Annotated in this window: 13 protein-coding genes; 3 read left to right on the top strand and 10 right to left on the bottom strand. The window is 53.0% G+C overall.

The window, feature by feature from the left end:
* The gene (locus tag JYE50_RS14185) at positions 1-1,803 is read left to right on the top strand and encodes an ABC transporter ATP-binding protein (protein WP_084095607.1); all 1,803 of its coding nucleotides are present in this window, start codon (positions 1-3) and stop codon (positions 1,801-1,803) included.
* 194 nt (positions 1,804-1,997) lie between these two features.
* Here the strand turns inward: JYE50_RS14185 and JYE50_RS14180 are convergent, their stop codons facing one another.
* The 6 genes from JYE50_RS14180 to JYE50_RS14155 form a co-directional block, all read right to left on the bottom strand.
* Positions 1,998-3,083, bottom strand: coding sequence for a helix-turn-helix domain-containing protein (locus tag JYE50_RS14180; RefSeq protein WP_084095606.1), 1,086 nt, complete (start codon positions 3,081-3,083; stop codon positions 1,998-2,000).
* 712 nt (positions 3,084-3,795) lie between these two features.
* The gene (locus JYE50_RS14175) at positions 3,796-4,680 is read right to left on the bottom strand and encodes an NlpC/P60 family protein (protein ID WP_179138304.1); all 885 of its coding nucleotides are present in this window, start codon (positions 4,678-4,680) and stop codon (positions 3,796-3,798) included.
* A 93-nt stretch (positions 4,681-4,773) separates the two neighbouring features.
* Complete coding sequence (locus tag JYE50_RS14170; protein ID WP_084095604.1) at positions 4,774-6,777, bottom strand: ABC transporter substrate-binding protein; 2,004 nt, start codon at positions 6,775-6,777, stop codon at positions 4,774-4,776.
* Between the two features lie 151 nt (positions 6,778-6,928).
* A complete protein-coding gene (locus JYE50_RS14165; RefSeq protein WP_304588087.1) occupies positions 6,929-16,609 on the bottom strand; it encodes a CLIPPER-2 domain-containing protein in 9,681 nt (3,226 codons plus the stop codon).
* A gap of 117 nt (positions 16,610-16,726) precedes the next feature.
* Positions 16,727-18,484: a prolipoprotein diacylglyceryl transferase gene (locus JYE50_RS14160; protein WP_084096239.1), complete on the bottom strand. Its 1,758-nt coding sequence runs from the start codon at positions 18,482-18,484 to the stop codon at positions 16,727-16,729.
* Between the two features lie 673 nt (positions 18,485-19,157).
* The gene (locus JYE50_RS14155) at positions 19,158-19,937 is read right to left on the bottom strand and encodes a tRNA threonylcarbamoyladenosine dehydratase (protein WP_084096238.1); all 780 of its coding nucleotides are present in this window, start codon (positions 19,935-19,937) and stop codon (positions 19,158-19,160) included.
* A 162-nt stretch (positions 19,938-20,099) separates the two neighbouring features.
* Here JYE50_RS14155 and JYE50_RS14150 point away from each other — a divergent pair, with 162 nt between their 5' ends.
* Positions 20,100-21,077, top strand: coding sequence for a glycoside hydrolase family 43 protein (locus tag JYE50_RS14150; protein ID WP_084096237.1), 978 nt, complete (start codon positions 20,100-20,102; stop codon positions 21,075-21,077).
* Positions 21,074-22,564 carry a glycoside hydrolase family 43 protein gene (locus JYE50_RS14145; RefSeq protein WP_084096236.1) on the top strand — a complete coding sequence of 497 codons (1,491 nt, stop codon included), beginning with the start codon at positions 21,074-21,076 and terminating at the stop codon, positions 22,562-22,564. The genes JYE50_RS14150 and JYE50_RS14145 overlap by 4 nt, the downstream gene beginning before the upstream one ends.
* Before the next feature lie 57 nt (positions 22,565-22,621).
* Here the strand turns inward: JYE50_RS14145 and JYE50_RS14140 are convergent, their stop codons facing one another.
* The 4 genes from JYE50_RS14140 to aroF all read right to left on the bottom strand — a co-directional run bounded on the left by JYE50_RS14140 (position 22,622) and on the right by aroF (position 26,824).
* Positions 22,622-23,578 carry a glycoside hydrolase family 5 protein gene (locus tag JYE50_RS14140; protein ID WP_283399228.1) on the bottom strand — a complete coding sequence of 319 codons (957 nt, stop codon included), beginning with the start codon at positions 23,576-23,578 and terminating at the stop codon, positions 22,622-22,624.
* Between the two features lie 188 nt (positions 23,579-23,766).
* Positions 23,767-24,909 carry a prephenate dehydratase gene (gene pheA, locus JYE50_RS14135; protein WP_084096235.1) on the bottom strand — a complete coding sequence of 381 codons (1,143 nt, stop codon included), beginning with the start codon at positions 24,907-24,909 and terminating at the stop codon, positions 23,767-23,769.
* Between the two features lie 29 nt (positions 24,910-24,938).
* On the bottom strand, positions 24,939-25,793 hold the full coding sequence (locus JYE50_RS14130) for a prephenate dehydrogenase (RefSeq protein ID WP_179138362.1): 855 nt from the start codon (positions 25,791-25,793) through the stop codon (positions 24,939-24,941).
* A gap of 26 nt (positions 25,794-25,819) precedes the next feature.
* Positions 25,820-26,824, bottom strand: a complete 1,005-nt coding sequence (aroF, locus tag JYE50_RS14125) for a 3-deoxy-7-phosphoheptulonate synthase (protein ID WP_084096233.1) — start codon at positions 26,822-26,824, stop codon at positions 25,820-25,822.
* Between the last annotated feature and the right edge of the window lie 92 nt (positions 26,825-26,916).

The raw sequence follows: 26,916 nt of genomic DNA, 5'->3' as shown, positions 1-26,916 counted from the left end.
ATGGCACGCAACAAATTCGACGTTGACGAGCGTCTGGAATCCCCGTTCCGGTGGCAGCACCTGAAGCGTGCCGGAAAATACATCGCCCGTCATAAATACAAAATGCTGGCCGCTTTGCTTCTCAGCGCCATGGCAAGCGTCGCTTCCCTCTTTATCCCCAAGATCACCCAGTGGGTGCTCGATGAAGCGGTACCGAACAAGGATACCGCCATGATCGGCCGCATGGCCCTGCTCTTTGTGGGCATCATCGCCCTGGGCATTGTCTTCACCACCATCCGTTCCAGGATGATGGCCCATGTCAGTCAGCGGATCATCCATGATATCCGCAGCGACCTGTTTGCCCACCTGCAGAAGCTGCCTTTCAGCTATTACGATTCCCGGCCTGCCGGCAAGATCCTGGTCCGGGTTATCAACTACGTCAACTCCGTTTCGGATATTCTTTCCAACGGTATCATCAACATGATCCTGGAGATCATCAACCTGGTCTTTATTGTAGTCTTCATGTTCTCCACCAACGCAACCCTGGCGCTGGTCATCATTGCCGGCCTGCCGGTCTTTGTCGGTATCATTATTCTTATCAAGCCCCGCCAGCGCCGTGCATGGCAGAATCAGAGCAACAAAAACAGCAACTACAACGCCTACCTGGCGGAGTCCATCGACGGCGTCCGTGTCAGCCAGCTCTTTGACCGCCAGGAAGTAAACATCTCCATCATGGAGCGTCTGGCCAACGCCTGCCGGGATGCATGGCTCCGCGCCATCAAAATCAGCAATACCGTCTGGCTTTCCAGTGAAACCATGACCCAGCTGGTGCTGACTTTCCTCTATATTGCGGGTGTCTACTGGATGGGCGGCGGAAAAATGGTTTCCTTTGGTGTCATCCTGGCTATGGGCCAGTATGTCAGCCGTTTCTGGCAGCCCATCACCAACCTGGCGAACATCTATAATTCCTTCGTCAACAACATCGCCTACCTGGAACGCATCTTCGAAACCATGGATGAACCTGTTATCGTGGATGACGTACCGGGTGCGGAAGAGCTCCCGCCCATCACCGGCGAGGTGGAATATCAGGACGTCACCTTCTCCTATGAAGAGAACATCAACGTCCTGGAGCATATGAACCTCCATGTGAACGCCGGGGAAAGCATCGCCCTGGTGGGTCCCACCGGTGCAGGAAAGAGCACGGTCATCAACCTGCTCTGCCGGTTCTATAATCTGAACGGCGGACGGATTCTCCTGCGCAGCCAGGACGGCAAGGAACACGATATCAGCCAGGTGACCCTGCACTCCCTCCGCAGCCAGCTGGGCATCATGCTGCAGGACAGCTTCATCTTCTCCGGAACCATCATGGACAATATCCGCTACGGCCGGCTGGACGCCACAGATTGTGAAGTGATCCAGGCCGCCCGCCGTGTCCGCGCGGATGAACTCATCCGGAAGAAGCCCCAGGGGTACCAGACCGAGATCAAGGAGCGCGGCGGAAACCTCAGCCAGGGCGAAAAGCAGCTGATCGCCTTTGCCCGAACCCTCCTGTCTGATCCCGCGATCCTCATCCTGGATGAGGCAACTTCCTCTATCGATACCCAGACAGAGAAGCTCCTTCAGGAGGGTATCCGGGAAATGCTCAAGGGCCGCACCAGTATCATCGTGGCCCACCGTCTCAGCACCATCAAGAACTGTGACCGCATCCTGTATATCAGTAACAAGGGCATTGCCGAGATGGGTACCCACGATGAACTCATCGCCAAAAAAGGCCTCTATTATCAACTGTATACCGCTCAGGTACAGGAAGAGCCATCAGCTTAAGCTGATGTCTCTTCCTGTCACTTTTCACTATAAACTCAGCATCTATTTCTAACCCGAAACTAATGAGTGAACGGAGGGACGGTTCTGTGCGTTACGGTTTACCCGGAACGACAGAACCGTCCCTCCGTTCGCGGTCCTGAGCTTTTCTCTCTCCGTCCCCGTCCCTCCTACTTCCTGCTTCCTGCCTCTCTCACTTAATTCTTCATTAGCTGATAAAACCTTTCCTTAAACCTTTCGCTCGTCCCCTGCCCGTCTTTCTCCATCGTCCGGACCAGGCTCTCCATCGCGGTCGGTCCGGCATTGTCATATACGGTGGATCCCCTTGCTTTTTCCGCGAAAAGAATATTATCAAGTGTATATATCGGATGCTCGTCAAACGCTTTCGCCATCCGCACGGCGTTCACCAGGCTGTCTTCCGCCTTTTGATCCCTGCCGGTCATATCCATGCCGATTGCCAGCAGGAAGTAATGCAGGCAGATCATCTTATCCAGGTAGCATTTCTCTTTGGGGTCTTCCTTCAGGCTCTTCAGGTACTCAAGCGTCCATTCAACCGACTGAATCACTCTTTCGGTATTCCCTGTATCCCGGTAGTAGATCACAAACCCGCTCATACTTGTAATCGTGGTGCCGATCTGGTTCAGGAAGGCCCGCTCTATGTATTTGATCCCTTCCTTTGGATTCTTCTCATTCTCGGTCAAGAGCAGACCGATCTCGGAATCATTTATGCCGCAGACATTGTTTTTCTTGTATTCTTCGATTGCCCTTTTGTATTCTTTCAGGGTGGCATAGCACTGAGCGATATCATTGCTCAGGTCCAGCTCGTTCAGTTCCGGATCCTTGTTCTGGGAAAACAGATCGATCGCGTGCCGCAGCAGCTCTATCGCCTTTCGGAGTTCCGGCTCCTTTTTGTAAACAACCCCGATCTGCATATAGCATCTGGCTGCTCCGTATACAATATCAAAGTGATTGGGGAACTTCATCAGGGCCCGGTCATATTCCACAGCTGCTTCTTCGAGTGATGCTTCTTTTTCCAGTTCACTGATCCGTTCCGCTTCTTTTTCCGCATTGTTTCCACGCATCGTGAAACCGATCATAACATCCACCGAGACATGGAAAAGTTCTGCGATCTGCATGATGTACCATAGCTCTGGTTCAGAAGCGCCCCTTTCCCATTTTGAGACTGTTCCCAAGGTAATACCGAGCCTTTCCGCAAGCTGTTCCTGACTGAGGCCCAAGCCTTTCCGATACTTACGGATATTTTCTGCCAGTTTATTTTCCATGCTTTTCCTCCGGAGATTACGGTTTCCATATTGTTGTTAATGCACATTGTGTTCATCATGATTGCTTCCTCCTTTGTTTCATCGGCTGTCTTTCAGCCGTTTCCCTCGTTCCGCAATCATAATAACCAATCTGCGAGTACTATTGAACACCCAATTCGTATAATCTGTCAAATATTTATTCTACGTTTCGTAGAATTTGAATCAGGATCCATAAAAAATCAGCCCCTGCTTTCGCAGGGGCACATTATCTATATCATCTGTCTCGTTTTTACCCTTCCGCCTTCCTTTTCTTCCGCGGAAGAGCCGCTGCAGCGGGCCTCCTTTGCCGTTCCGGATCTACCTCTTGCCATGAACGCCTCCGGCCAGTCACCGCACAGCTCCGACGGTTTCCTGTCACCTTTTATGCCTAGTCCCTTTCTCCTCTCATCTCCCCTCTTTTTTATTTTCCTTCTCTTTTGTGACTACATTATTACATATTGTATTTCTTTTGTCAACACTTTTTTAATAATTTTGTAAAATATTTTTTTATACCCCAAAGCACAATAAAAAAAGGGCTTCATCCGAAGCCCAAGTAACCTAAACATCCGTCGCAGACGGATATTTCACATTCGACGTCAGTCGAATATTTCACACGCCGAAGGCGTATTTATTTCAAAGAATGACGTAGTCATTCCTCCACCATTATTCATTTTTCAGTTTTAAGTCTTCAGTTTTAAGTTGTTTTTTCGTACCGCAGCCAGCAGTAGTCCGTCACGTCATCGCATGCCAGCACCGTCAGCCATGTTCCGTCCGGCAGCGCATAGTACCGCGTATCCTGGTTTTGCTGATGCACCAGTCCCGGCACCTCGTTCCGGTCCGGAACCATCAGGGAAACACACACGCCTCCATCGGTCACTGTCGCGCATTTGTACTTCGGCAGGCCGTTGGCGATCAGGTCCGCAAACCGGTCAGAAACCTGCGCGTTCGTCGTGCAGTGGATCACCAGCGGCATATCCAGCATATCCGCCAGTTCCGGCACTTCTTCCGCCGTATATCCATACATCCGCAGCGTTCCCGCGTAGATAGCGATGTGACGCCCGTCATGATCGATCACCAGGATATCCCCGGGAATCAGCGTTTCAGCGCAGCCATCCCAAAGCGGTCCTTCCCCGGTCTGCTTGTTCCGGATCTGGTGCTCACGATCATTGAACAGGCTGCCGGTCTTTGGCATGGACGTTCCGTAAACCTGCTTCCATACCCAGGCCACAAACCCGACACAGTCAAACCCGTAGATGTATTTCACCCCGGCCCGGTAATAGGCTGGGCTGCTCTGCCAGGCGTCCTGCACAATATAGTCCGGTTCCTTGGCAAACAGGTGGCTTTCCGCCCGTCCGCCCCAGAAATAGGGAACGCCCTGTTTCATCCGTGCCTGTACATTCTCCCCGGTGATCCGGTTGTACCGTTCAATAAAGGGATTTCCCTCCTCCAGAAGGGTAAAGGCGTTTGTAAGCACCTCACAGGCTTTGATCTCCTGCTTCGTTTCCTCCGCCAGGGCACTGCCCCAAAGCGTCATCACCGCCGCCAGCGTCAGCAGCAGCGCGATCCCTTTTCTGATCATTCCGGGCCTCCTGTATGCTTTCTGATAATCTTTCCCAAGCATAAAGGAAAAGGCCCTGCATTGCAAGGCCTTTTCAATTCATTCTTTTTCAGATTACGGAGCCGGTGTCTCCTCGGCTTCTTCGGGAACATAATCCGCCAGGTAGGCTCCGATGATGGCCTGCGGCCAGGAAATGTTCTCGTTGATGACATAGTCGTGAAGCACCTGCGGATAGAAGTCGAAGTACACATTGGAGTACATCGGCAGTGCCGGCAGCTGGTCCATAAACCGTTTCTGGAACTCCAGCCACCTGCTGCAGTAGGTCAGGATGTCTTCCGGCTCAGTTTGCCGCATGTCAACCGCCAGCTGCCACAGTTCATCATCCACCAGTCCGGAAGTCTTCCAGACGTGGTGCCCGTCTTCCGTCTCAACAAAGTTCAGGGACGGATCATACAGCACGTCGAAGTTCGTTGCCAGGAAGAGCATATCGTATTCCGTGTCAGCCAGCCGGTAATACTCACTCAGCAGCTTATCCCCGTCGATGGCTTCCACCTTCAGGTCGATTCCGCCTGCCGCCAGATTCTGAACCAGCGTGCCTTCCAGTTCCGCGCCTGCCGCGCTTCCCTGTCCGTAAGCCAGTGTCAGCTGCAGCGGCACCAGGCCGTCATCTGTCTGCTTATAACGAACCTTGTCTGTTTCCGGATTAAAGGCTTCACCGTTTTCATTCAGGTTCCAGCCCGCGCCGTCCAGCAGCTCCGTTGCCTTGCCGGCATCCATGTCATAAGGTTCGATCTCTTCCAGGCTCAGTTCCTTCCATTTTGCAATGGTCTTCTCATATTCTTCCCTGGTCTTCGCGTCAGCCTTTTCATCAGGCTCTTCCACAGGATACTGCACTGAACCGTTCAGAATCAGATACATCCACTGACCCACGCCGAAGTAGCCCATACCCTTTGTGCCGTAGCCGTCCAGGGCATTGAACGTGATGGTATTCCTGTCCGCCAGATAGGCGATCGCCTGCCGCACAGCCAGGTCATCCAGCGGTTTCCGCTCTGTGTTGAAGCTCAGGAAGCTCAGGCCGGTCCTGGCGTAGTTTGCGCTGGCCAGCATTTCGTCCTCAGTCGTCATCCTCAGGCATTCCGCGACCGCCTTCCATTCGCTGACCTTGTTCAGCAACGTCACTTTGCCTTCCCTGAAAGCCTGCACCATCTCATCCGAAGGCATGGACACCATCTTGATCTTTTGGATGGTCGGCTTCTGACCCTTGCTGTTTCCCTTGTACTGTGGATTGATCTCAAACTGTGCCGCGCCGTCTTCAAAGGAAGTCAGCACATATGCGCCGCTGACCACGGAAGGATGCGTCCGGTAGCCCGTCGTCTCATCCAGGATCGTTTCCTTCAGCAGATCGGCTGTAAACACAGCTTCATCTCCCGCTTCCGCGTTGGTCAGGTATATACCCTTTCCGTCATCCGCAACCTTCACCCCGGGAGCGATCACGCTGATGGGATAAGGCACGCAGTCCAGCAGTCCCAGTTCGTAGAAGAAAGGCAGGTATCCCTTGTCGATCGTAATGTGGAGCATATTGTCGCTCAGCACTTTAACGCCGGACAGTTCCTTTGCCTTACCGCTGATATAGTCTTCATACCCGGCAATGTATTCCGGAGTATGCACAGCACCGCCAAGCTCCGCCATTTCCGGAGCCATGGTCAGCAGGAAAGAGAAAGCATAATCCCAGGCGGTGATCTGTGTTCCGTCGCTGTAGAACAGATCCCTGTACAGCGCCACGATGAAGGTCACGTCACCGTTTTCCTCGGCCTGGACCGTCACGCCGCTCACTACGGAATCATCCGGTACGAACACGCCTTGTTCCGTGTTCCACTCGACCAGGTTATAACCGTGGATCATGTTCCGGACGTCCAGGTCGCTGCTGCCGTTTCCCCACAGGTTGGTGAAGAAGTTGCCGGTCAGCGGCGTTGTCACGGCCACCGTCATTTCGTCATAATCATACGTAATCTGCTGTGTTTCTTCCGCCGCAGGATCCTCCGCTGCGGTTTCCGCCAAGGCGGAACATGCTGTCAGCACCATCATGAATGTCAGCAGCCATGCCAGCAGTTTTTTCATTCAGTCGTCCCCCTTTGTATACCGTTGAGCGTTGACAGTTGAATGTTTTTTCCAATGGTGTTTTTCTTCTCCGGCCGTGCCCCTCATTCCTTCCTTTCGGTTGGAAGAGAGGCACAGGCCGGATCCATTGGGTGCGTTTTTTCGGGTGTTTTTACTCGATTGTTTCGCCGGCATTCATGCTGCCCAGTCCAATGCCCAGCGGTGTCACAAAGTCGTCAATCGTGATCGTGTTCCTGCGTTCAACGTAGATAACCGTTACCATCACATCCCTTGCGGGCATTGTTCCGGTTACCTGATGCTGCGATGCGTAGTAGCCTGCGATGTAGGGAGACTGTACGTCATAAGCATCTCCGGCGTGGAGCACTTCGGTATAGGTCTCCGCTGCTGTCCGGCCATCCTGGTAGATGTACTCGATCGTCAGCGTGTACTTGTCTTCCGTTGTGGGTTCAGGATCCTTACCGGGTGTCACAGGCACCTCAGGATTCTTCGGATCCGGGCTCTTACCGGTACCGGTTGCCACGTTCAGGACCTCTCCGGCCTCAACGTCCTCAGCGGTTACGGTATAGCTGGTTTCGTATTCCTTTTCCTCACCGGGTGCCATGCTGTCGATCTTCCATTCATCGCCGGTCAGTTCGTCTGTCACCGTGATTTCCGTAATCGTCAGGTTACCGTCATTCTTTACGGTGATCTTGTAAGCGATGGTCTCGCCTTCCACATAGCCCTTCGGGTTCGCAGACTTGGAGGTCGTTACTTTTTCGATGGTGATGTGTCCGTTCGGATCCTCTGTCGGATCTTCAACCTCGTCCTCTTCTTCAGGATCCGGGATATCATCATCCGGAGGATTACCCTTCGCTGTCACGCTGTTCTTAACAGATCCTGCCAGGACATCTGCCTCGGTCACGATGTATTCCGCTTCGAATTCCTTGCTGTCTCCGGGCTTCATGGTATCGATCGTCCATTCATCCCCGGTCAGTTCATCCGTTACCACCACGTTCGTCAGCGTCAGGTTGCCGTCGTTCTTCACCGTGATCTTGTAGGTGATCTTCTCGTCCAGCACGTAGGCCTTACCGTCTGCGGGTGTGGAGGTTGTCTCCTTGTTCACCTTCAGGCTCGCCTTGGGTTCCTCGGTCGGATCTTCAACCTCGTCCTCGTCTTCCGGATCCGGTATATCGTCATCCGGAGGATTGCCTGTTGCTGTTACGTCATTCTTTACGGAGCCGGCCAGGATATCCGTTTCGGTCACAACATATTCCGCCGTGAATGTCTCGGTTGCTCCGGGTGCCAGGCTGTCCACCGTCCACTTGTCACCGGTCTTTTCATCGATAACCGTTACATCCGTCAGCGTCAGGTTACCGTCGTTTTCCACGGTGATCTCATAGGTGATGGTCTCATCCAGCACGTAGGCCTTGCCGTCCGCAGGTGTGGAAGTTGTTTTCTTGGTCACCTTCAGGCTGGCGTTCGGTTCTTCAACCTTAACATCCGCCTTGGCGCTCCATTCTTTTTCCACAACCTTTGCTGTCACCGTATTGGTGAAGCTGCCGGCCAGGATATCGGCTTCCGTAATGGTGTAGGTTGCGGTGGTGGTGATCTCTTCTCCGGGTTTAACACCTTCGAAGGTATCCTTTGCCAGGGTCACACCCTCGATTTCGATCAGCTTGATCGTCACAGTGTCATCATAGATGTTCTTGACCCAGATATCGAAGGTCACTTCTTCACCCAGTGCGTACACGGTGTCGTCGGCAGTCTTCTTCACCACCAGGTCATCCGGTACGTTTTCATCGGTTACGGTCAGTACGCCGAATGCCGTTGTAATGGTGTAGTTGTCAGCCTTTGTGCCGTCCTTCAGCGTGTAGGTGAAGGTATTGTCGCTTTCACCAACCAGCGTCTGGGTGCCGGTCACATCGTAATCCGCGCCTTCACCATCGACGAATCCGTCTCCGGTTTCCTTCACTTCGTCGTTCGTCAGAGGCGTGCTGTCATACACCTTGCTGTCGGTTGCGCTCGTCATGATGACTGTACGCTTGCTGATCTTCAGCTGGCCGTCCATGATCACGAACTCAACGGTCGTGAAGTTCGGGTTCGTGTTCTCGAAGTCTCCGGCCACAATACCCATATCATAGGTACCGGCATCTGTCTTCGCCACGGTCCAGTCAGCGGTTTCAGTTTCCTTCACGGACGTTTCCACATCATACAGATCATTGTCAGCCACCATTGTCTTGTAGCCCTTGATCTCATGTGCAACACCGTCATAGGTCGCTTCGTCGCTGTTTTCGGTGATCGTCACGGTCACCTTATCGGTAATCGGGTTGATCTTCAGCGTGCCTTCGTTCTTCGTGATCGTGTAGTTGTCAGCCTTGAAGTTCGTGCCTTCCGTATAGGTGATTGTGTTGGTCACTTCACCTTCTGCCACTGTTGTAACAGAGCCGGTTGCCTTGATATCGGTGGCTTCGCCTTCGACAAATCCGTCTCCGCTTACCGTCACATTCGGCTTGGTCAGAGGCGTTCCGTCATACGGTTTCTCTCCATCCTGACTTGTTAAGATTACCGTGCGCGCCTTGACGGTCAGCGTGCCGTCCGCCTTCTTGACATTTGTGAAGTTCGCTGTCTTATCCACGCCTTCAGCGTTCTTGATTACGTAGCCGTCATTGACCACGTTCGCGCTTGTTCCGGCGTCCGTCTGGCTGCCGCTCGCCGTTGCTTCCACTGTGAAGCCTTCCGGCAGGCCGCTTGCTGTGACCTTCTTCTCGCCTGTTCCGTCACAGGTTAGTGCCGTTCCGTCGTACGTCTTCTCATCCGAAGGCGCTGTCAGGGTCACTTCGGCAGTATTCGCTGTAACTGTCAGCGTTCCAAGATCTTCAGTTACTGTGTAGTTGTCCTTGTTGGTCGTACCCCAGTCAATGCTGTAGGTATTTGTGCTGCTGCCTACTTCTGTCTGGCTGCCGGTGGCCGTCACTGTCGCGGTCTCGTTATTCACCAGGCCGGTAATGCTCGCTTCAGCCTTCGTCAGCGGGGTTCCGTCATATTCCTTCTCGTCAGATCCCGTCTTGATCGTTACCGGTGCGGGATTGACGGTCAGCGTGCCGTCCGCCTTCTTGACATTTGTGAAGTTCGCTGTCTTATCCACGCCTTCAGCGTTCTTGATTACGTAGCCGTCATTGACCACGTTCGCGCTTGTTCCGGCGTCCGTCTGGCTGCCGCTCGCCGTTGCTTCCACTGTGAAGCCTTCCGGCAGGCCGCTTGCTGTGACCTTCTTCTCGCCTGTTCCGTCACAGGTTAGTGCCGTTCCGTCGTACGTCTTCTCATCCGAAGGCGCTGTCAGGGTCACTTCGGCAGTATTCGCTGTAACTGTCAGCGTTCCAAGATCTTCAGTTACTGTGTAGTTGTCCTTGTTGGTCGTACCCCAGTCAATGCTGTAGGTATTTGTGCTGCTGCCTACTTCTGTCTGGCTGCCGGTGGCCGTCACTGTCGCGGTCTCGTTATTCACCAGGCCGGTAATGCTCGCTTCAGCCTTCGTCAGCGGGGTTCCGTCATATTCCTTCTCGTCAGATCCCGTCTTGATCGTTACCGGTGCGGGATTGACGGTCAGCGTGCCGTCCGCCTTCTTGACATTTGTGAAGTTCGCTGTCTTATCCACGCCTTCAGCGTTCTTGATTACGTAGCCGTCATTGACCACGTTCGCGCTTGTTCCGGCGTCCGTCTGGCTGCCGCTCGCCGTTGCTTCCACTGTGAAGCCTTCCGGCAGGCCGCTTGCTGTGACCTTCTTCTCGCCTGTTCCGTCACAGGTTAGTGCCGTTCCGTCGTACGTCTTCTCATCCGAAGGCGCTGTCAGGGTCACTTCGGCAGTATTCGCTGTAACTGTCAGCGTTCCAAGATCTTCAGTTACTGTGTAGTTGTCCTTGTTGGTCGTACCCCAGTCAATGCTGTAGGTATTTGTGCTGCTGCCTACTTCTGTCTGGCTGCCGGTAGCCGTCACTGTCGCGGTCTCGTTATTCACCAGGCCGGTAATGCTCGCTTCAGCCTTCGTCAGCGGGGTTCCGTCATATTCCTTCTCGTCAGATCCCGTCTTGATCGTTACCGGTGCGGGATTGACGGTCAGCGTGCCGTCCGCCTTCTTGACATTTGTGAAGTTCGCTGTCTTATCCACGCCTTCAGCGTTCTTGATTACGTAGCCGTCATTGACCACGTTCGCGCTTGTTCCGGCGTCCGTCTGGCTGCCGCTCGCCGTTGCTTCCACTGTGAAGCCTTCCGGCAGGCCGCTTGCTGTGACCTTCTTCTCGCCTGTTCCGTCACAGGTCAGTGCCGTTCCATCGTACGTCTTCTCATCCGAAGGCGCTGTCAGGGTCACTTCGGCAGTATTCGCTGTAACTGTCAGCGTTCCAAGATCTTCAGTTACTGTGTAGTTGTCCTTGTTGGTCGTACCCCATTCAATGCTGTAGGTATTTGTGCTGCTGCCTACTTCTGTCTGGCTGCCGGTGGCCGTCACTGTCGCGGTCTCGTTATTCACCAGGCCGGTAATGCTTGCTTCAGCCTTCGTCAGCGGGGTTCCGTCATATTCCTTCTCGTCAGATCCCGTCTTGATCGTTACCGGTGCGGGATTGACGGTCAGCGTGCCGTTGATCTTTTTAACGTTAGTGAAATCTGTGGTTTTGTCATTGCCGTCTGCATCTTTAATGATGTAGCCGTCATTGACCACGTTCGCGCTTGTTCCGGCGTCCGTCTGGCTGCCGCTCGCCGTTGCTTCCACTGTGAAGCCTTCCGGCAGGCCGCTTGCTGTGACCTTCTTCTCGCCTGTTCCGTCACAGGTCAGTGCCGTTCCGTCGTACGTCTTCTCATCCGAAGGCGCTGTCAGGGTCACTTCGGCAGTATTCGCTGTAACTGTCAGCGTTCCAAGATCTTCAGTTACTGTGTAGTTGTCCTTGTTGGTCGTACCCCAGTCAATGCTGTAGGTATTTGTGCTGCTGCCTACTTCTGTCTGGCTGCCGGTGGCCGTCACTGTCGCGGTCTCGTTATTCACCAGGCCGGTAATGCTCGCTTCAGCCTTCGTCAGCGGGGTTCCGTCATATTCCTTCTCGTCAGATCCCGTCTTGATCGTTACCGGTACGGGATTGACGGTCAGCGTGCCGTCCGCCTTCTTGACATTTGTGAAGTTCGCTGTCTTATCCACGCCTTCAGCGTTCTTGATTACGTAGCCGTCATTGACCACGTTCGCGCTTGTTCCGGCGTCCGTCTGGCTGCCGCTCGCCGTTGCTTCCACTGTGAAGCCTTCCGGCAGGCCGCTTGCTGTGACCTTCTTCTCGCCTGTTCCGTCACAGGTTAGTGCCGTTCCGTCGTACGTCTTCTCATCCGAAGGCGCTGTCAGGGTCACTTCGGCAGTATTCGCTGTAACTGTCAGCGTTCCAAGATCTTCAGTTACTGTGTAGTTGTCCTTGTTGGTCGTACCCCAGTCAATGCTGTAGGTATTTGTGCTGCTGCCTACTTCTGTCTGGCTGCCGGTGGCCGTCACTGTCGCGGTCTCGTTATTCACCAGGCCGGTAATGCTCGCTTCAGCCTTCGTCAGCGGGGTTCCGTCATATTCCTTCTCGTCAGATCCCGTCTTGATCGTTACCGGTGCGGGATTGATTATCAACTTACCATCTGTTGTACCTGTAACCACATAATTGCCGGTGCTATCCTTCGTTTCATTAATTGTCACGCCCTCGAAGGTAACATCATATTCTCCGACGTTTGTTCCACTCCCACTAGCACTCACGCCAGTGAAGGACAAACCTTCTACGCTGCATGTATATCCTGTAGCTGTCTGTTCTGTGCCAGTATAAGTTTTTGTATCGCTGTTTGCAGTCAGTGTCACGCTGGCGGGGGTGATCTCCAGCTCGCCGTCGGTCACTGTGAGATCTTCTTCAGCATTGAACACATTATTACCCGGATTGACCGTGAAGAAGGTCTTGTCAAGACCCATCGGATAAGTATCAACATCCGTTCCCTTCGCTTCAGCAGCCTTTCCGGAAGCCAAAGCAACGCTGACACCTTCGGGAGCAGTTGTAGTCCAGTCACCATCACCCACTTTGTACTTGACTGTAAATCCTGTTACGCTCTGCTCACTGCCGTTATATGTCTTGGTGTCCTTATTGCCGGTAATTTCTACCTTTAATATAGGCTGCCATACTGCGAACACAGCATCATAAGGAAGGTTCTCATCCGCAGCAATCTGGGTAATTTCCGTTTCTGTATCTTTCTTATAATAATGACCATCTTGATAATAGATATCAGGCTCTGTCAGATTCTGTGTCCAGTTTTCACTGTTTGACTCCCATGTTTCCGAATCAGCACCGTCCTCAGGAACAAACGCCCATCCGATAAACTGATAGCCGTCTCTCGCAGGAGCATTCTGAACATCCACACCAACATTAACCTGAAGCGGATGTTCCTCATCACCATCTGTATGGAATGCTTCAGTCCCGTCATTCATGAACCAGCTGATATGAGTGGAAGCAGGACCTTCAATAGGAATATACTTGGCCCGGAGCGTTATCGTATACTCACGCCTTTGGATCCGGTCATTTTCCCATCCCGGTGCACCTTCGTCAATGATTTTGCCGTTCTCATCCAGGTAATGGCCCTGTGCATCCTGTACATATATGGCATTTCCGTTTTCATCTACAAGACGCTCTTCTACAGCGTTTTCCGCCAGTACTGTAAAAGGCTGTCCGGCATAAATAGGATCCTCATATTCTGAACCATCAGGTTTTTTCATAATCCAGTAGGCGAACTGGTATCCCGCCTTCGGCGCTGCTACACCGGGAATGGCATTTGCCTCCGCAGTATCCACATATTTACCGCCTTTTATGGTTCCTGTTCCGCCTACAGCCGGATCTTCCCTGTCATATACGACATTGATCCCGTCTGCACCAACCAGGGCAACGCGCCACTTGGGATAAAGGACCAGTTTCCGGTTGATCCAGAAACGATTTCCATCTCCATACGCCCTTTTTTCATCCAACGGATATTCTTCTGTGATACTGTCATCCAGAGAAGTGATGTCCGCATCAAACAGGCTGCCATCCTTATGGTTATACCATCCGACGAATGCATAGCCAGCCGCGATACCCGTATATACGCTGACACTTCCGCCTATCTCTTTACGGAAATTGTCATTGATTACCGAGCTTCCCCAATCCACCTCAACACCCTCTGCAGGCGGATTCATCTGCAGGAACACACGGTACTGGATCTGTCTCCATTTTGCATAAACCTTAATACCGCCAACCGGCATGGTGCCCCATACATATGGTGTAGTACACGCTTCATCCAGGTACCAGCCATCAAAGGTATACCCGGGTTCTGAGGATTGAGTCGGTTTGTAGTTTTTATACTCATCTGCAATCGTCGCACCCTGGCCGATATCCGGACTTTCATGCAGAAGCACTCCGGAATGGTTTGCCATATGTCCATTGTCACCATTTACATACTCGCCGTCAAAATAACTGATCTTGAATTCCTGACGATTATAAACATAGTTCAGATGATACAGTGTCGGATTGTTACCGGTCGTCCAGTAATTGCTGTTATTCCAGTTCTGTCCCCGTTTTTCCACAAAGTCAAATCCAGTATATTTCGGTTCATTCTGACTGCTGACTTCTGTGTTGCTGGAACGAACCTCCATAACCGTCTCTTCATAATAGGTTCTTCCGTTATAAGTCCGCAGTGTTTTTCCGGTATAATCTTCACCGTCAACAGCTTCAAACCAGATATGATATCTCCAGTTGTAATAGCTGCCGGGGAAACGGATAACCACATAGTTACCGTTTGCATTGTTTGTAGCGCCAAGGATGTTTTCATTCAAAACAGAGATTACACCTTTGACGGTACCGGAACCGCTGGTCGTTGCACTTGGCTTCAGCACTGTGCCGACCATCATAACAAAGCTGACAGCGTCACGTCCGTTTGCACCGGTAATTTTATCGTATGTAGGCCATTTGCTGCTGATATCTTCGCCGTAGTACGCCTGCATCACGAAATAATGATATGTACGGCCGTTTACAGTTTCACTCTGTTCAGTGTAGCCGGTCACTGATGGCTTCTGTGTCTGATTACTATGCCAGGTAACAACGCCGTTCAGATCGGATCCACCGCCTGAATTGTTAGCATAATCATAGCGGTTATTCTGATCAGCATCTCTGTACAGATAAAACTTGAAATTATAGACAATCCGGTCATAATACAGATTCAGAACTGTATCGCCTTCCGGCTCTATGGTTACTTGCTGGTTTTTACTGTTCTCTGTTAAGCAGAAACCAGTGAAATGTCCCATGGAATTGCCGAAATCCGGGCTTGTAACATAATCTTCATCAACGTTATCAACAAAGCTATACGGGATGATGGTTCCTACCTGTGCCTTAGTTTTGACATAGGATGCGCCAACCTCATAACCTGTTCTGGACAGGTTCTGTGTCCAGAAAACAACCGTATACGCCGCTTCCTCATTCGGAATCCATTTGGCATAGATTTCCGTTCTCGTCTCTATTGTTCCTTCAAATACAAATTCATTGCCGTCGGTACAGGCAGCATCTGTATACCATCCGCCGAATGTATATCCGCGACGCGTCATTGGCAGAATTGAGACGTCTTCCAGGAGATCTTCGTATTGTAAGAACTGTGGTGCGTTATAAGTACCGCCTTTGCCGTTCTGATGGAAGATCAGCCAGCTTCCTTCAGGAGACTCAACCTGGAATGTTACATTGCCGCTGACGGTTACATTCGTTTTATTCGGATAAGGCGGCTCCGGAAGAGTTCCACCTTCCGCAGCTGCTATATATTCATCTCCGCTTACCACATTCCACCCCTCAAAGCTGTGGGTGTCATCCTGCGGAGTATAAGCCATTTCAATTGTATAGGGTTTCGGATCGTTGTCATCCGCTCTCAGATCTATCGTATGCATTCCCAGGGAAACAGCATTAGGATCCAGATAGTTGATTGTATACTGCTTTACCAGGATAGGATAGTAAACAACTTCAGTATCTTCCGCAGTGAGCGGGAACTTCCCTTCAACCGCTGCCCGGATATTGTCCATAGTCAGCGCTGCTGTGTCCACAGTATAATTCGGGTCTGTTGTCCAGCCCTTGAAAATAGCCTCGTCATCTTTTTCGATCAGACCGCTGGGATCAAACAGAACCTGATTCATATTATCGCTCTGTTTGACATACATGTCTGCGATTTGTTCTGCATTGGCTTCTGCATTATACTTGAAAACCACATGCAGGAGGGCATCCGGATCCGGTGCCGCGACAACAGCATAAACAGAGAAGCCGGTTGCCTTGAAGGAAAAACCGGTCACCTGATCGTTTTTGACATAGAAGGTTGCATGTACATCTTCATTCCTGCCTTCCGGATCATGGATCAGGTACAGTTTCTCGCCCTTGTTCACATCCAGAGGCGCAGGCAGCGAAACGGTAACATCCACTGTTTCGCCGGCTTCGGGCTGCCATTCTTCATTCAGGTCATTGTTCCAGATTTCGATGTCATAACTGCCCAGTTCGCGTCTTCCGCCATCAGCGACAGGTGTGACCGCTTTAGCCATCCGAAGCGTTCTGAACTTGACCTCGCCGTTGACCGGCAGGTCTTTCTTGTGGCTTTCAACCTTCACGGAGAAGCCATCCCGGGAGGTAACCTTGTTCGTAACAAGGTCGCCGTACACCTGGACTGCATCCGAGATATCTATAATCTCATTCTCCTGGCGTATAGTACCGATTGACGCCAGTGCATCAACGGGCATGGAGCTGATCAGCATCATTAAAGTCAGGATCCATGCAGTGAGTTTTTTAACCGAATACTTCATATCCAATTCCCCTCTTGTTGGTCGTTGGGTGTATATGGTCACAAACTGTATTATTGGGAAACAGGCTTAGCCGCATCGGAGACTCTCCGATCTGCGGCTTTGTCCTGCTCTGTCGATTTACTCTTCAATACCGGTGATGCTCACCTGTACACGCCAGAAGTCTTTGTAGTTGTCACGTGTAATGGTCTCAGTGTACCGTGTCTCGTTGGATCCGGGTACATCCGCCCAGTCGCTGCCGTTCTTGCTCTGCTGCCACTGGATGGAGTATTCCAGGTTCTCATAACCATGCAGCACCGCGATAAACGTTACGTCACCGCCGATCGCCGGCTTCTGGTTATTCCAGGAGTAATAGATATCAATTGTACGGTCCGGATTCAGAGCATCCACAATCGTGTTGCTGATGACTGCATCGGTAGGAACTGTCTGTGTGGGAATAGGATCTCCCTTTTCATCCAGTATAAGCTCTCCATCCTCATTCCGCAAGTAGGTCACGGGGATTTCGTCGCCTTCGATCACAGTAACGATCGGATTTCCGTTTTCATCCAGAACTAGGGCTCCGTTTTCATCCCGCTCGTAGGAATACACCGGAGCGGTATTTTCTTCAGAATCACCCAGGGGTGTTTCATAATCTTCGATTTCTTCGTTTTCTTCGTCCAGATTGACGTCTTCGACGATTTCGTCCTCAACATCCAGGACTGTTGCGCCGGCAGCCGGTTCTTCATCCGCAGGCTCTTCTGCTTCGGGTTCCTCAGCGGCAGGTTCTTCCGCTTCGGGCTCAACAGCTTCCGGTTCTGCAGCTTCCGGCTCAGTGACTTCAGGTTCAGTCACTTCAGGCTCGACAGCTTCGGGCTCGGTTGCTTCCGGTTCAGTCACTTCAGGCTCAGTCGCTTCCGGTTCTGTTGCTTCAGGCTCAGCAGCCTCGGGCTCAGTCGTTTCCGGCTCGGAAGCTTCAGGCGCGGCAGCCTCAAGTTCAGCGGCTTCCGGCTCTGTTGCTTCGGGTTCAATGGTTTCCGGTTCGGTAGTTTCCGGCTCAGTGACTTCAGGTTCAGTCGCTTCAGGCTCAGTAGCTTCAGGCTCTGTTGCTTCAGGTTCAGTCACTTCAGGCTCGGTGGTTTCGGGCGCTGCAGCTTCGGGAGCAGCCGCTTCGGATTCAGTAGTTTCCGGCTCGGTTGCTTCAGATTCGCTGGCTGCGGGAGAAGCCGCTTCGGGTTCGTCTGCCTTCGGCTCATCCGCTTCGGGCTCGCTTGCGGCAGGTTCAGTCACCTCAGGCTCATTCACCTGGGGTTCAGTGGTTTCGGGTTCATCAGCCGCAGGCTCATTCACCTCAGGCTCGCTTACCTGGGGCTCCGTTGTTTCGGGTTCATTCACCGCAGGTTCGTTTACCTCAGGCTGGCTGGCCTCAGGTTCGTTTCCTTCGGGTTCAGAAGCAGCGGGTTCTTCCTGCGCGGGTTCCTGCGGAGCAGGCCGTTCCACAGACACCGTGATTTCCGCGGTAAGGATGGTTCCGTCCTCAGCCCGGAGTACAGCACGGTAGCTGTAGTCTCCGTAGGTCTTGTCCACGGCAAAGGATAAGCAGTCGCCCACAGCACCGGGGATCCTCTCCCACTCTTCCTGGACGAGCTTGTCCCAGAAAATGCTGAAGGACTTGTTTGCGTTCTCAACATTGGCTTTCAGATAAGCCATTTCGCCGTGGATCAGCGGCCTGCAGTTGAAAAGCGTAAGCCGTCCGGTGAAAGGCACCACGGCTTCTTCCTGAGCCTGTTCTTCGGCCTGAACGGGAGTTTCAGCCTCAGGTACGTTTTCATCTGCCATCGCCAGCGGCATGATTCCTGCCAACAGAGCGATCGCCAACAGCACTGATAAAATCTTCTTCATGTTTGTCTCCTCCTGATTTCATCGCCAAAGGATTCTGGTCGTCGTATTGGTAGCGGTCCGATGGAAACGTTTACTTTTTCACGTTTGCCTCCTGCTCGAGGCGGACCATTTTCTCCATACCTCCCGAAATATACCCGGTTTGTATTTCTATTGTATTTTATCATGCTTTTAGTTACATTTTGGTTGCATTTCAACGTTGTGAAACTCTTTTTTTCACTTTTTACGTAATCGATTTCGTTCTTTTTGCACTTTTTGTGCCGCAAAAACGATGCAAAAACGTGCAATTGTATGTAATTTGTACAGATATTTGGTTACATAGTATGTTTTTATATCATGTAACTATTCTTTTCCGAAACTGCTGTGACCGTTTTCGAAAAAATAAACAGCACACAATAAGTTGTACGCTTCAAAAAGCCATATTTTGCTTGCGTTTGAGGCCGTTTTTGTGCAAACGTTTTATTTCACTAAACCGTTTTCGCACTTTTGTGTTTCGTTTTCCAGAGAGATATTTTTACCATAAATAAATGCAATTCTTGCATAATGAACGTACATTTCGAAACCAGAAATTATAAGAAAATAAAGTTTTCATGGATTTTCATTTTTGCTCATCAAACAAAATTTATACAATCGCGATTTTCAGTTTTTATGCCTTATGGATGACTCCCGGATCATTTTACCGGTTTTCTTCATTCTGTCGGATATAGTCCGCGCACAGATCCTTAATCACTTCACCGGCGATGATCAATCCTGCGGCAGCAGGAACAAAAGCAGTGGAACCTGGAATATCCCTGCGCACGGTACACTTCCGGGTGCCCGGAGGACAGATACAGTGCTTCCTGCAGCTGATGGACGGATCCTCCAGGGGACGTACCGGCTTTTCTGTGGAATAAACCACCTTCAGGTGTTTGATCCTCCGTTTGCGGCACTCAGTACGCATCACCCGCGCAAGAGGGCAGACAGAGGTCTTATAGATGTCTGCCACCCGGAATGCGGTGGGATCCAGTTTATTGCCGGCTCCCATGGCACAGATAATAGGAGTTCCGGCAGCCTTTGCCTGTTCAACCAGAGCCAGTTTTCCTTTTACCGTATCAATTGCATCTATTATATAGTCATATTGTGTAAAATCGAACTGATCCTGTGTCTCCGGCAGGTAGAAGGTTTTATAGGTCGTAACCTTACAGTCAGGATTGATATCGTGGATCCGCTGTTCAGCCACATCCACCTTATACTTACCCACCGTGCTGCGAGTGGCATGGATCTGGCGGTTCAGGTTCGTCAGGCACACCTTGTCATCGTCGATCAGGTCCAGGGATCCGATACCGGAACGGGTCAGAGCCTCCACTGCGTAGCCGCCCACACCGCCGACACCGAACACTGCTACACGGCATTCAGCCAGATGCTCCATGGCTTCCGGACCCAGCAGCAGTTGTGTTCTGGAAAACTGATTCAGCATAAAGACACTCCGTTCCATCCGAAAATCGATATATTATCTCATGTTCTTCCGGCGATTTCAAGGATTGTCTATGTTGTACAGACATGTTTGTCCGTACTACTTTCTTTTCGGCAATCTTCGTTGTATAATATCTCCATTCTGATACAAAGGAGTGCTATTCCCATGAGTGAGCAGCGCCGGCCCCTGGTCTCCCACATCTTTACCGCGGATCCTTCCGCCCATGTTTTTAATGGAAAGATCTATGTCTACCCTTCCCACGATATTCCCCATGACGGTGAGGACAACGACGACGGTGATGAATACCGGATGGAAGACTACCACATTCTGTCCATGGACAGCCTGGACGCGCCCTGCGTGGATAACGGCTGCGCCCTGCACATGAAGGATATCCCCTGGGTCAGCAAGCAGATGTGGGCTCCGGATGCCGCCTGCAAGGACGGAAAATATTACCTGTATTTCCCCGCCCGTGACAAGGACGGCATCTTCCGTCTCGGCGTCGCCGTGTCGGATGATCCTGCCGGTCCCTTCAAACCGGAAGACAATTACATTCCCGGAAGCTACAGCATTGACCCTGCCGTACTCATGGATGATGACGGCCGTGCCTATATCTACTACGGCGGCCTGTGGGGCGGCCAGCTGGAAATGTGGCAGAGCGGAAGCTTTGACCCCAATGCCCACCGTCCGGAAGGCGATGAGCCCGCCCTTGGGCCTATGTTCGCTGAACTGGATGCGGATATGAAGCACTTCAAGACTGAACCGAAGCACCTGCAGATCCTGGACGAAAACGGCAAGCCCCTCACCGCCGCTGATGAGGACCGCCGCTATTTCGAAGGTCCCTGGATGCATAAGTTTAATGGAAAGTATTATCTTTCCTACTCCACCGGCACCACCCACTACCTGGTGTATGCAGAAGGAGACAAGCCGGACGGCCCCTTCACCTACAAAGGAAGGATCATGGAACCCGTTCTTGGCTGGACCACCCACCACTCCATCGTGGAATACCAGGGCAAATGGTACCTGTTCTATCATGACTGCGAGCTGTCCAACGGCATTAACCATCGCCGCTGCGTCAAGTTCACAGAGCTGACCATTCATGAAGACGGTACGATCGATACCATCATTCCCTACGAAGAAAAATGAAATCCGGCAGGAACGGCAAGTCCCTGATTCGCACAGCGGCGCTGCTCATCGCTGTACTGCTGCCCCTGTGTGCCTGTGGAGAGGAGACGGACATGAAGAACATTCCCGTAACGCTGCAGAAATCCTATAAAAAAGCAGGAGAAAACAACCCGCTTTACACCCAGCGTTTCGGTGCCGATCCCGGTGTCATGGAATACGATGGCCGGCTGTATGTATATATGACCGACGACCTCGTGGAATATGACAGCAAGGGAAAGGTGAAGGAGAATACCTACAGCCAGATCCGGACGATCAACTGCATCTCCTCAGATGATATGGTCAACTGGACGGACCATGGAAAGATCCGGGTAGCCGGTCCCGGCGGCGTTGCCAAATGGGCAACCAACTCCTGGGCCCCCTGTGCCGCCCATAAAACCATTGACGGAAAAGAAAAGTTCTTCCTGTATTTCTGCAACGGCGGCGGCGGTGTCGGCGTGCTGACCGCTGACAGTCCCACCGGCCCCTGGCGGGATGAACTGGGTCATCTGCTCGTCTCCCGTTCCGTGAAAAACTGCGATGACGTAACCTGGCTGTTCGACCCCGCCGTAATGGTGGATGAGGACGGCACCGGTTACCTCGCCTTCGGCGGTGGTATCCCGGAAGGTATGCAGGCCGCCCCCGGCACCGGGCGCATCGTTAAGCTGGCGGACAACATGATCTCCCTGGACGGGGATCCTGTCCGGCTCGATGTACCGTGGCTGTTTGAGGATTCCGGTATCAACCGGATCGGTGACAAATACATCTACTCCTACTGTTCCAACTTCATGACCAAAGGCAACAGCCTGAAGCTGACTGACGGCGCGATCCAGTACATGATCGCGGATAATCCCCTGGGGCCCTACACCTATGTGGGAGAGCTGTTCCCCAATGAAGGTCATTTCTTCGGCCTGTACGGCAACAATCATCATTCCATCGCTTCTTTCAAAGGTGAATGGTACCTGTTCTATCATAACCGTCCCGTTGAGAAAGCCATGGGCATCACCGGCAACTACCGGAGCCCGCAGGCGAACCGCATTGAGATCGGCGAGGACGGCCTGCTGAAGCAGGTCAGGGGAACCATGAAGGGCCTCAGCCAGCTGAAGCCGCTGGATCCCTTCCGTACGGTTCCTGCCGCCACCATGTCCCACCAGGCCGGCATCACGGTCAACGGTGCGGACGGCAAGACCTGGATTGAAGGCGGTACCGGAAGCTGGGTCCGGATCACCGGAGTGGATTTCGGAAAGAATGCCTCCACGCTGGCCGTCACCGCCATGCCGCCCACCAGCTGCACGCTTTACGCGGTGCTGGATGATCCCAAGGGCCCGGTCGCTGCCAAAGTCCGTATGGAGATCCCGGAAGACGGAAAAGCCCTGGTGATCAGCGCACCGATCCAGGCGGAAGGCGTCCATGACCTGTACCTGATCTCTGACGGGGATATGAAGATCTATTCCTGGACTGTCAGGGAATAAACTGTGAGATGACAAAAGCCCGCGGCATCTGCCGCGGGCTTTGCTTTTTCTCCCGGATTACAGGTATTTGACCAGTTCGTCCCGGACACCGTCCAGGCGCGTGTCACTCAGGCCGAAGTCCATCTGGCGGTAGGACCAGGCGCTGCGGGCAATTCCGTGTTTCTCAAACACTTCATTGATGGTTCTGAACCATTTCACGGTATCTTCCGGCGTCGCCCGGTCGATCACGCCGTACTCGCCGCAGTACAGGGTCGTCCCCCGGGCCTTCGCGGTCTCAATGGCGGAAGCGAACTGCTTCTCAAAGTATTCCGGTGTGATATCCGCTTCCTCAAAGGACACCCGCCGGTCAATATCGAAGGCGGGATCCGGAATCCAGGTGGCGCCCTGGTGCGTAAAGATCAGCGGATCATAGCAGTGGAAATTGTAGATCACCCGGTCATCCGCCGGCATATCCAGGTCCTTGACCGCCTCCGGGCTGTTGTTCCAGTAGCTGCCCACCAGGATCAGGCTCCGGGGAGCTATCTTCCGGATGCGGGCGATCGCTTCCGCCACGATCCGGTTCCACTCCCCGATCACCGAAGCGTCCGTCACCTCGTTCAGCAGTTCAAAGGCGATATTCTCCGGATCATTGAAGCGTTCCGCCAACCCTTCCCACAGCCTGTAAAACCGTTCCTGGTATAAAGCACTGCCGAAGAAGCCGCTTTCCTGATGCGCCGCGTCAAAGGAATAACCGGCAGTCTTGTGCAGGTCCAGCACCACCTTCAGGCCGCGCTTTTTGCACCATTCCACCGCCTTGGCGATCCTGTCAAAACCTTCTGTGCTGAGCCCGCCCTCCGCGGTTTCCAGCACGTTATAGTCCATGGGGATCCGTACATGATCCAGTCCCCAGCCGGCAATCACGTCAATGTCCGGCTCTGTAATAAAATGATCCAGGCGTTCTTTGGAATAATCACACTGGGAGAACCAGCCGCCCAGGTTCACGCCCCGGTAGAATCCGAAATCCTTCATCTTCATCTATTCGCACGTCCTTTCTTTTCATCAGTATACACAAACCTTGTGTTCCCGAAAAGGGGGTAGTGTACAATAATTCTATTGAAATCAAAGAAACAGCTTTCGTTTCCGAAAGCTGTTTCCTCCGCCATTATTCATTTTTCAGTTTTCAGTCTTCATTATTCATTCTCAATGTGCTCTGCGCATTGAGTTCAGGCCAATTCGGAATAGCTTCCCAAATACACGCATTTCTCCAGCGTCACATCCAGTTCCTCGATCAGCCGGGTAAAGGCGGGGGAATAGACAGACGCGTCAATATCAAAGCAGAACATGAACTCGAAATCCTTCCCGGGCACAGGACGGCTTTCCAGCTTGGTCAGGTTGATCCCCTGGGCATTGAATCGTCCCAGCAGCTGGTACAACGCACCGGGCCTGTCGGGCAGTGCCAGCATCAGGCTGGTGCGGTCCGCCCCGGGATAAATCTCCGGTTTCCGGGAAATGCAGATAAACCGGGTATGGTTATTGCTGTTGTTCTGGATATCCGTCTTCAGGATCTCCAGGCCGTACAGCTGCGCGCAGCGTCCGGATGAGATGGCAGCCACGTCCTTCCGGCCGCTTTCCGCCACCATCCGGGCAGCGGCGGCGGTGTTGCTGCTGACGTTGACCTGCCACTGTTTGTTTTTCGAAAGGAAATCAGAGCACTGCTGAATCGCCTGCTCGTGGGACCAGATCTCCCGGATATCTTCCGGCTTCGTTCCGGGCTTCACCAGAAGGGTATGATCGATCTTCACCCGGGCGGAACGGACAATATAGCATTTCCGGCTGAGCAGCTTGTCATATACGCTGTTCACGGATCCGGCCAGGCTGTTCTCGATCGGCAGTACACCGTATTCACATTCCCCGCTTTCGATGGCGGAAAACACATCTCCAAAGGTTTTGCAGTATGTGATGGCCGGCGACCTGAACATCTTTTCGCAGGCCTGCTGGGAATAGGCGCCTTCCACGCCCTGGCAGGCCACCTTTGCCTTTTCAGGGAAAAGCTTCGGTGTCTCCTCCACGCTCCGGCGGATCAGTTTGCCCAATTCGCTCTCCTGCTTCCGGTCCAGCATCTGGCTGGTCCGGCTCTGGGCCATCAGGAAGGAAAACAGAGCCCGTACGCCGTTCTCATTCGCTTCACCGGCTTCTGCCCCGACCTTGTTGAGCACTTCCCGCTCCCGGGCAGGATCAAAAACAGGCAGGTTATGTTCCTGTTTGTATTTGCCGATCTCGGCCGCTGTCTCCAGGCGCTCTGCATAAAGCCGGATCAGGCCACTGTCAATCCGGTCAATCCGCGCCCTCAGTTCCTCAATGGTCATGGCTCTTCATCCTTTCCGGGATCGGTATGTTACTTATCCTTCCACTCCGTGTCGATGGCTTCCTTGCGCTCACGGCCTTCCTTCAGGAGCCGTTTCAGCGTCTTCGCGTCATCCGCCGCGATGGCGTCCCTGTATTCCTGCAGGGAACGGATCAGGCAGTCCAGTTCAAAGCCCAGGTGTTCCGCATTGTCCAGGAAAAGCTCGGTCCACATATCCTCATTTAGCTTGGCCACCCGGGTCAGGTCCCGGTAGCTGCCGGCGGAGAACGCCAGGTGCTCCGCTGCCGTGGGGGATTTGATATAGGCGTTGGAGACCACATGGGCCAGCTGGGAGGTAAAGGCTATCATCTCATCGTGCTTCTCCGGCGTTGTCACGGTTACAGAACGGAAGCCCGCTCCCCGCAGCAGATCGCTCAGCCGGCTGACCAGGAACAGGTCTTCCTGCTGCCGGGGCACCAGGATCATGGTCGCACCCTGGTACAGGTTCCCGTCCGCGTATTTGATGCCGGAAAACTGTTTGCCGGCCATGGGGTGGCCTCCGATGAAGGTGAAGCCGTACTGCTGCGCCAGGGTAAAGCAGGGTTCGCAAACAGCCTGCTTCACGCCGCACAGGTCACATACAATGGTGTCCTTCCGGATCAGGGAGGCCATCTTCTCCAGTGCCTCCACCGCCGCGCCGGGATATACCGCCAGGAACAGATAATCGCATTCCGGGATCTTCTCTTCCGTCAGTTCTCCCTTGATGGTTTCCGTCAACAGGGCGTATTTCTGTACGTGTTCATCCGTATCCCTGCCCAGGATCGTATGTCCGCAGGCACCCAGCGCCTTGCACAGGGAAGCGCCCATCAGCCCAAGGCCGATCACGCCGATCGTTTTGCTTTCCATATCTTCTCTTTCCTCTCCTGCCGGCATTATACCACTGCGGCACGGATCTTCATGACAGCCTTCGCCACATCGTCAAACTGTTCCGGCGTCAGGCTCTGGGGTCCGTCGCACAGGGCATGCCGCGGATCGTTGTGTACCTCGATCATCAGGCCGTCCGCCCCGCAAGCTGCGGCAGCCATCGCCATGGGTTTCACATACCGCGCCGCGCCGGTCGCGTGGCTCGGGTCCACCACCACCGGCAGGTGGCTCAGTTCATGCAGCACCGCCACAGCGGAGAGATCCAATGTGTTCCTGGTATAGGTCTCGAATGTACGGACGCCCCGCTCGCACAGGATGATCTGCTCATTGCCGCCGGCCATGATGTACTCGGCGCTCATCAGCAGCTCCTTGATGTTGTTCGCCAGGCCGCGCTTGAGCAGGATCGGTTTCCTGATCCGGCCCAGTTCCTTGAGCAGCTCAAAGTTCTGCATGTTCCGTGCGCCCACCTGGATCACGTCCACCTGTTCAAACAGCGGCAGGTGACCGATGTCCATGATCTCGGTAATGATCGGCATGCCGGTCCGCTTTTTGACCTCCAGCAGGATCCGGATGCCTTCCCCGTGCAGCCCCTGGAAATCATAGGGGGAAGTACGGGGTTTGAAAGCGCCGCCCCGGAGCATGCCCGCTCCGCTGGCCTGGACCGCTTTGGCGATGGTCTCCACCTGATCCTCCGTCTCCACGGAGCAGGGTCCTGCAATAATCTGGAAATGACCGCCGCCGAAGGCCACCTGGTCCGTTACCCGGACCACGGTGTCATCCGGATGGAACTTCCGGTTCGCCTTCTTGAAAGGCTCCGAAATCCGGGTCACGCTCTGGACAATGTCCAGTCCGCTGATCAGGTCTGTATCGATCCGGGTGGTATCACCCACCAGTCCGATCACCGTCTGGAATTCACCTTCTGATATATGCGTCCGTACCCCGTAGCTTTCCAGCCACTCAATCAGGTGCTCTTTTTCTTCTTTCCGGACGTCTTTTTTCAGCGCGATAATCATGTTTTCTGCTCCTTCCCGAATAAACAGGGCCCGCAGTAATTCTGCGGGCCCTGATGTTCACCCTTACCAGGGAAACCTGCGCGGCAAAATTA

Source organism: Aristaeella lactis, from assembly GCF_018118585.1.
In the GTDB taxonomy this organism is placed as follows: Bacteria; Bacillota; Clostridia; order Christensenellales; family Aristaeellaceae; genus Aristaeella; species Aristaeella lactis.
This window is presented reverse-complemented; position numbering and strand designations above follow the sequence as displayed.

What these genes read in the sequence shown, in the direction of transcription:
- JYE50_RS14185 (WP_084095607.1), top strand. Translation starts at nt 1, where the DNA reads ATGGCACGCAACAAATTCGACGTTGACGAGCGTCTGGAATCCCCGTTC.
- JYE50_RS14180 (WP_084095606.1), bottom strand. Translation starts at nt 3,083, where the DNA reads ATGGAAAATAAACTGGCAGAAAATATCCGTAAGTATCGGAAAGGCTTG.
- JYE50_RS14175 (WP_179138304.1), bottom strand. Translation starts at nt 4,680, where the DNA reads ATGATCAGAAAAGGGATCGCGCTGCTGCTGACGCTGGCGGCGGTGATG.
- JYE50_RS14170 (WP_084095604.1), bottom strand. Translation starts at nt 6,777, where the DNA reads ATGAAAAAACTGCTGGCATGGCTGCTGACATTCATGATGGTGCTGACA.
- JYE50_RS14165 (WP_304588087.1), bottom strand. Translation starts at nt 16,609, where the DNA reads ATGAAGTATTCGGTTAAAAAACTCACTGCATGGATCCTGACTTTAATG.
- JYE50_RS14160 (WP_084096239.1), bottom strand. Translation starts at nt 18,484, where the DNA reads ATGAAGAAGATTTTATCAGTGCTGTTGGCGATCGCTCTGTTGGCAGGA.
- JYE50_RS14155 (WP_084096238.1), bottom strand. Translation starts at nt 19,937, where the DNA reads ATGCTGAATCAGTTTTCCAGAACACAACTGCTGCTGGGTCCGGAAGCC.
- JYE50_RS14150 (WP_084096237.1), top strand. Translation starts at nt 20,100, where the DNA reads ATGAGTGAGCAGCGCCGGCCCCTGGTCTCCCACATCTTTACCGCGGAT.
- JYE50_RS14145 (WP_084096236.1), top strand. Translation starts at nt 21,074, where the DNA reads ATGAAATCCGGCAGGAACGGCAAGTCCCTGATTCGCACAGCGGCGCTG.
- JYE50_RS14140 (WP_283399228.1), bottom strand. Translation starts at nt 23,578, where the DNA reads ATGAAGATGAAGGATTTCGGATTCTACCGGGGCGTGAACCTGGGCGGC.
- pheA (WP_084096235.1), bottom strand. Translation starts at nt 24,909, where the DNA reads ATGACCATTGAGGAACTGAGGGCGCGGATTGACCGGATTGACAGTGGC.
- JYE50_RS14130 (WP_179138362.1), bottom strand. Translation starts at nt 25,793, where the DNA reads ATGGAAAGCAAAACGATCGGCGTGATCGGCCTTGGGCTGATGGGCGCT.
- aroF (WP_084096233.1), bottom strand. Translation starts at nt 26,824, where the DNA reads ATGATTATCGCGCTGAAAAAAGACGTCCGGAAAGAAGAAAAAGAGCAC.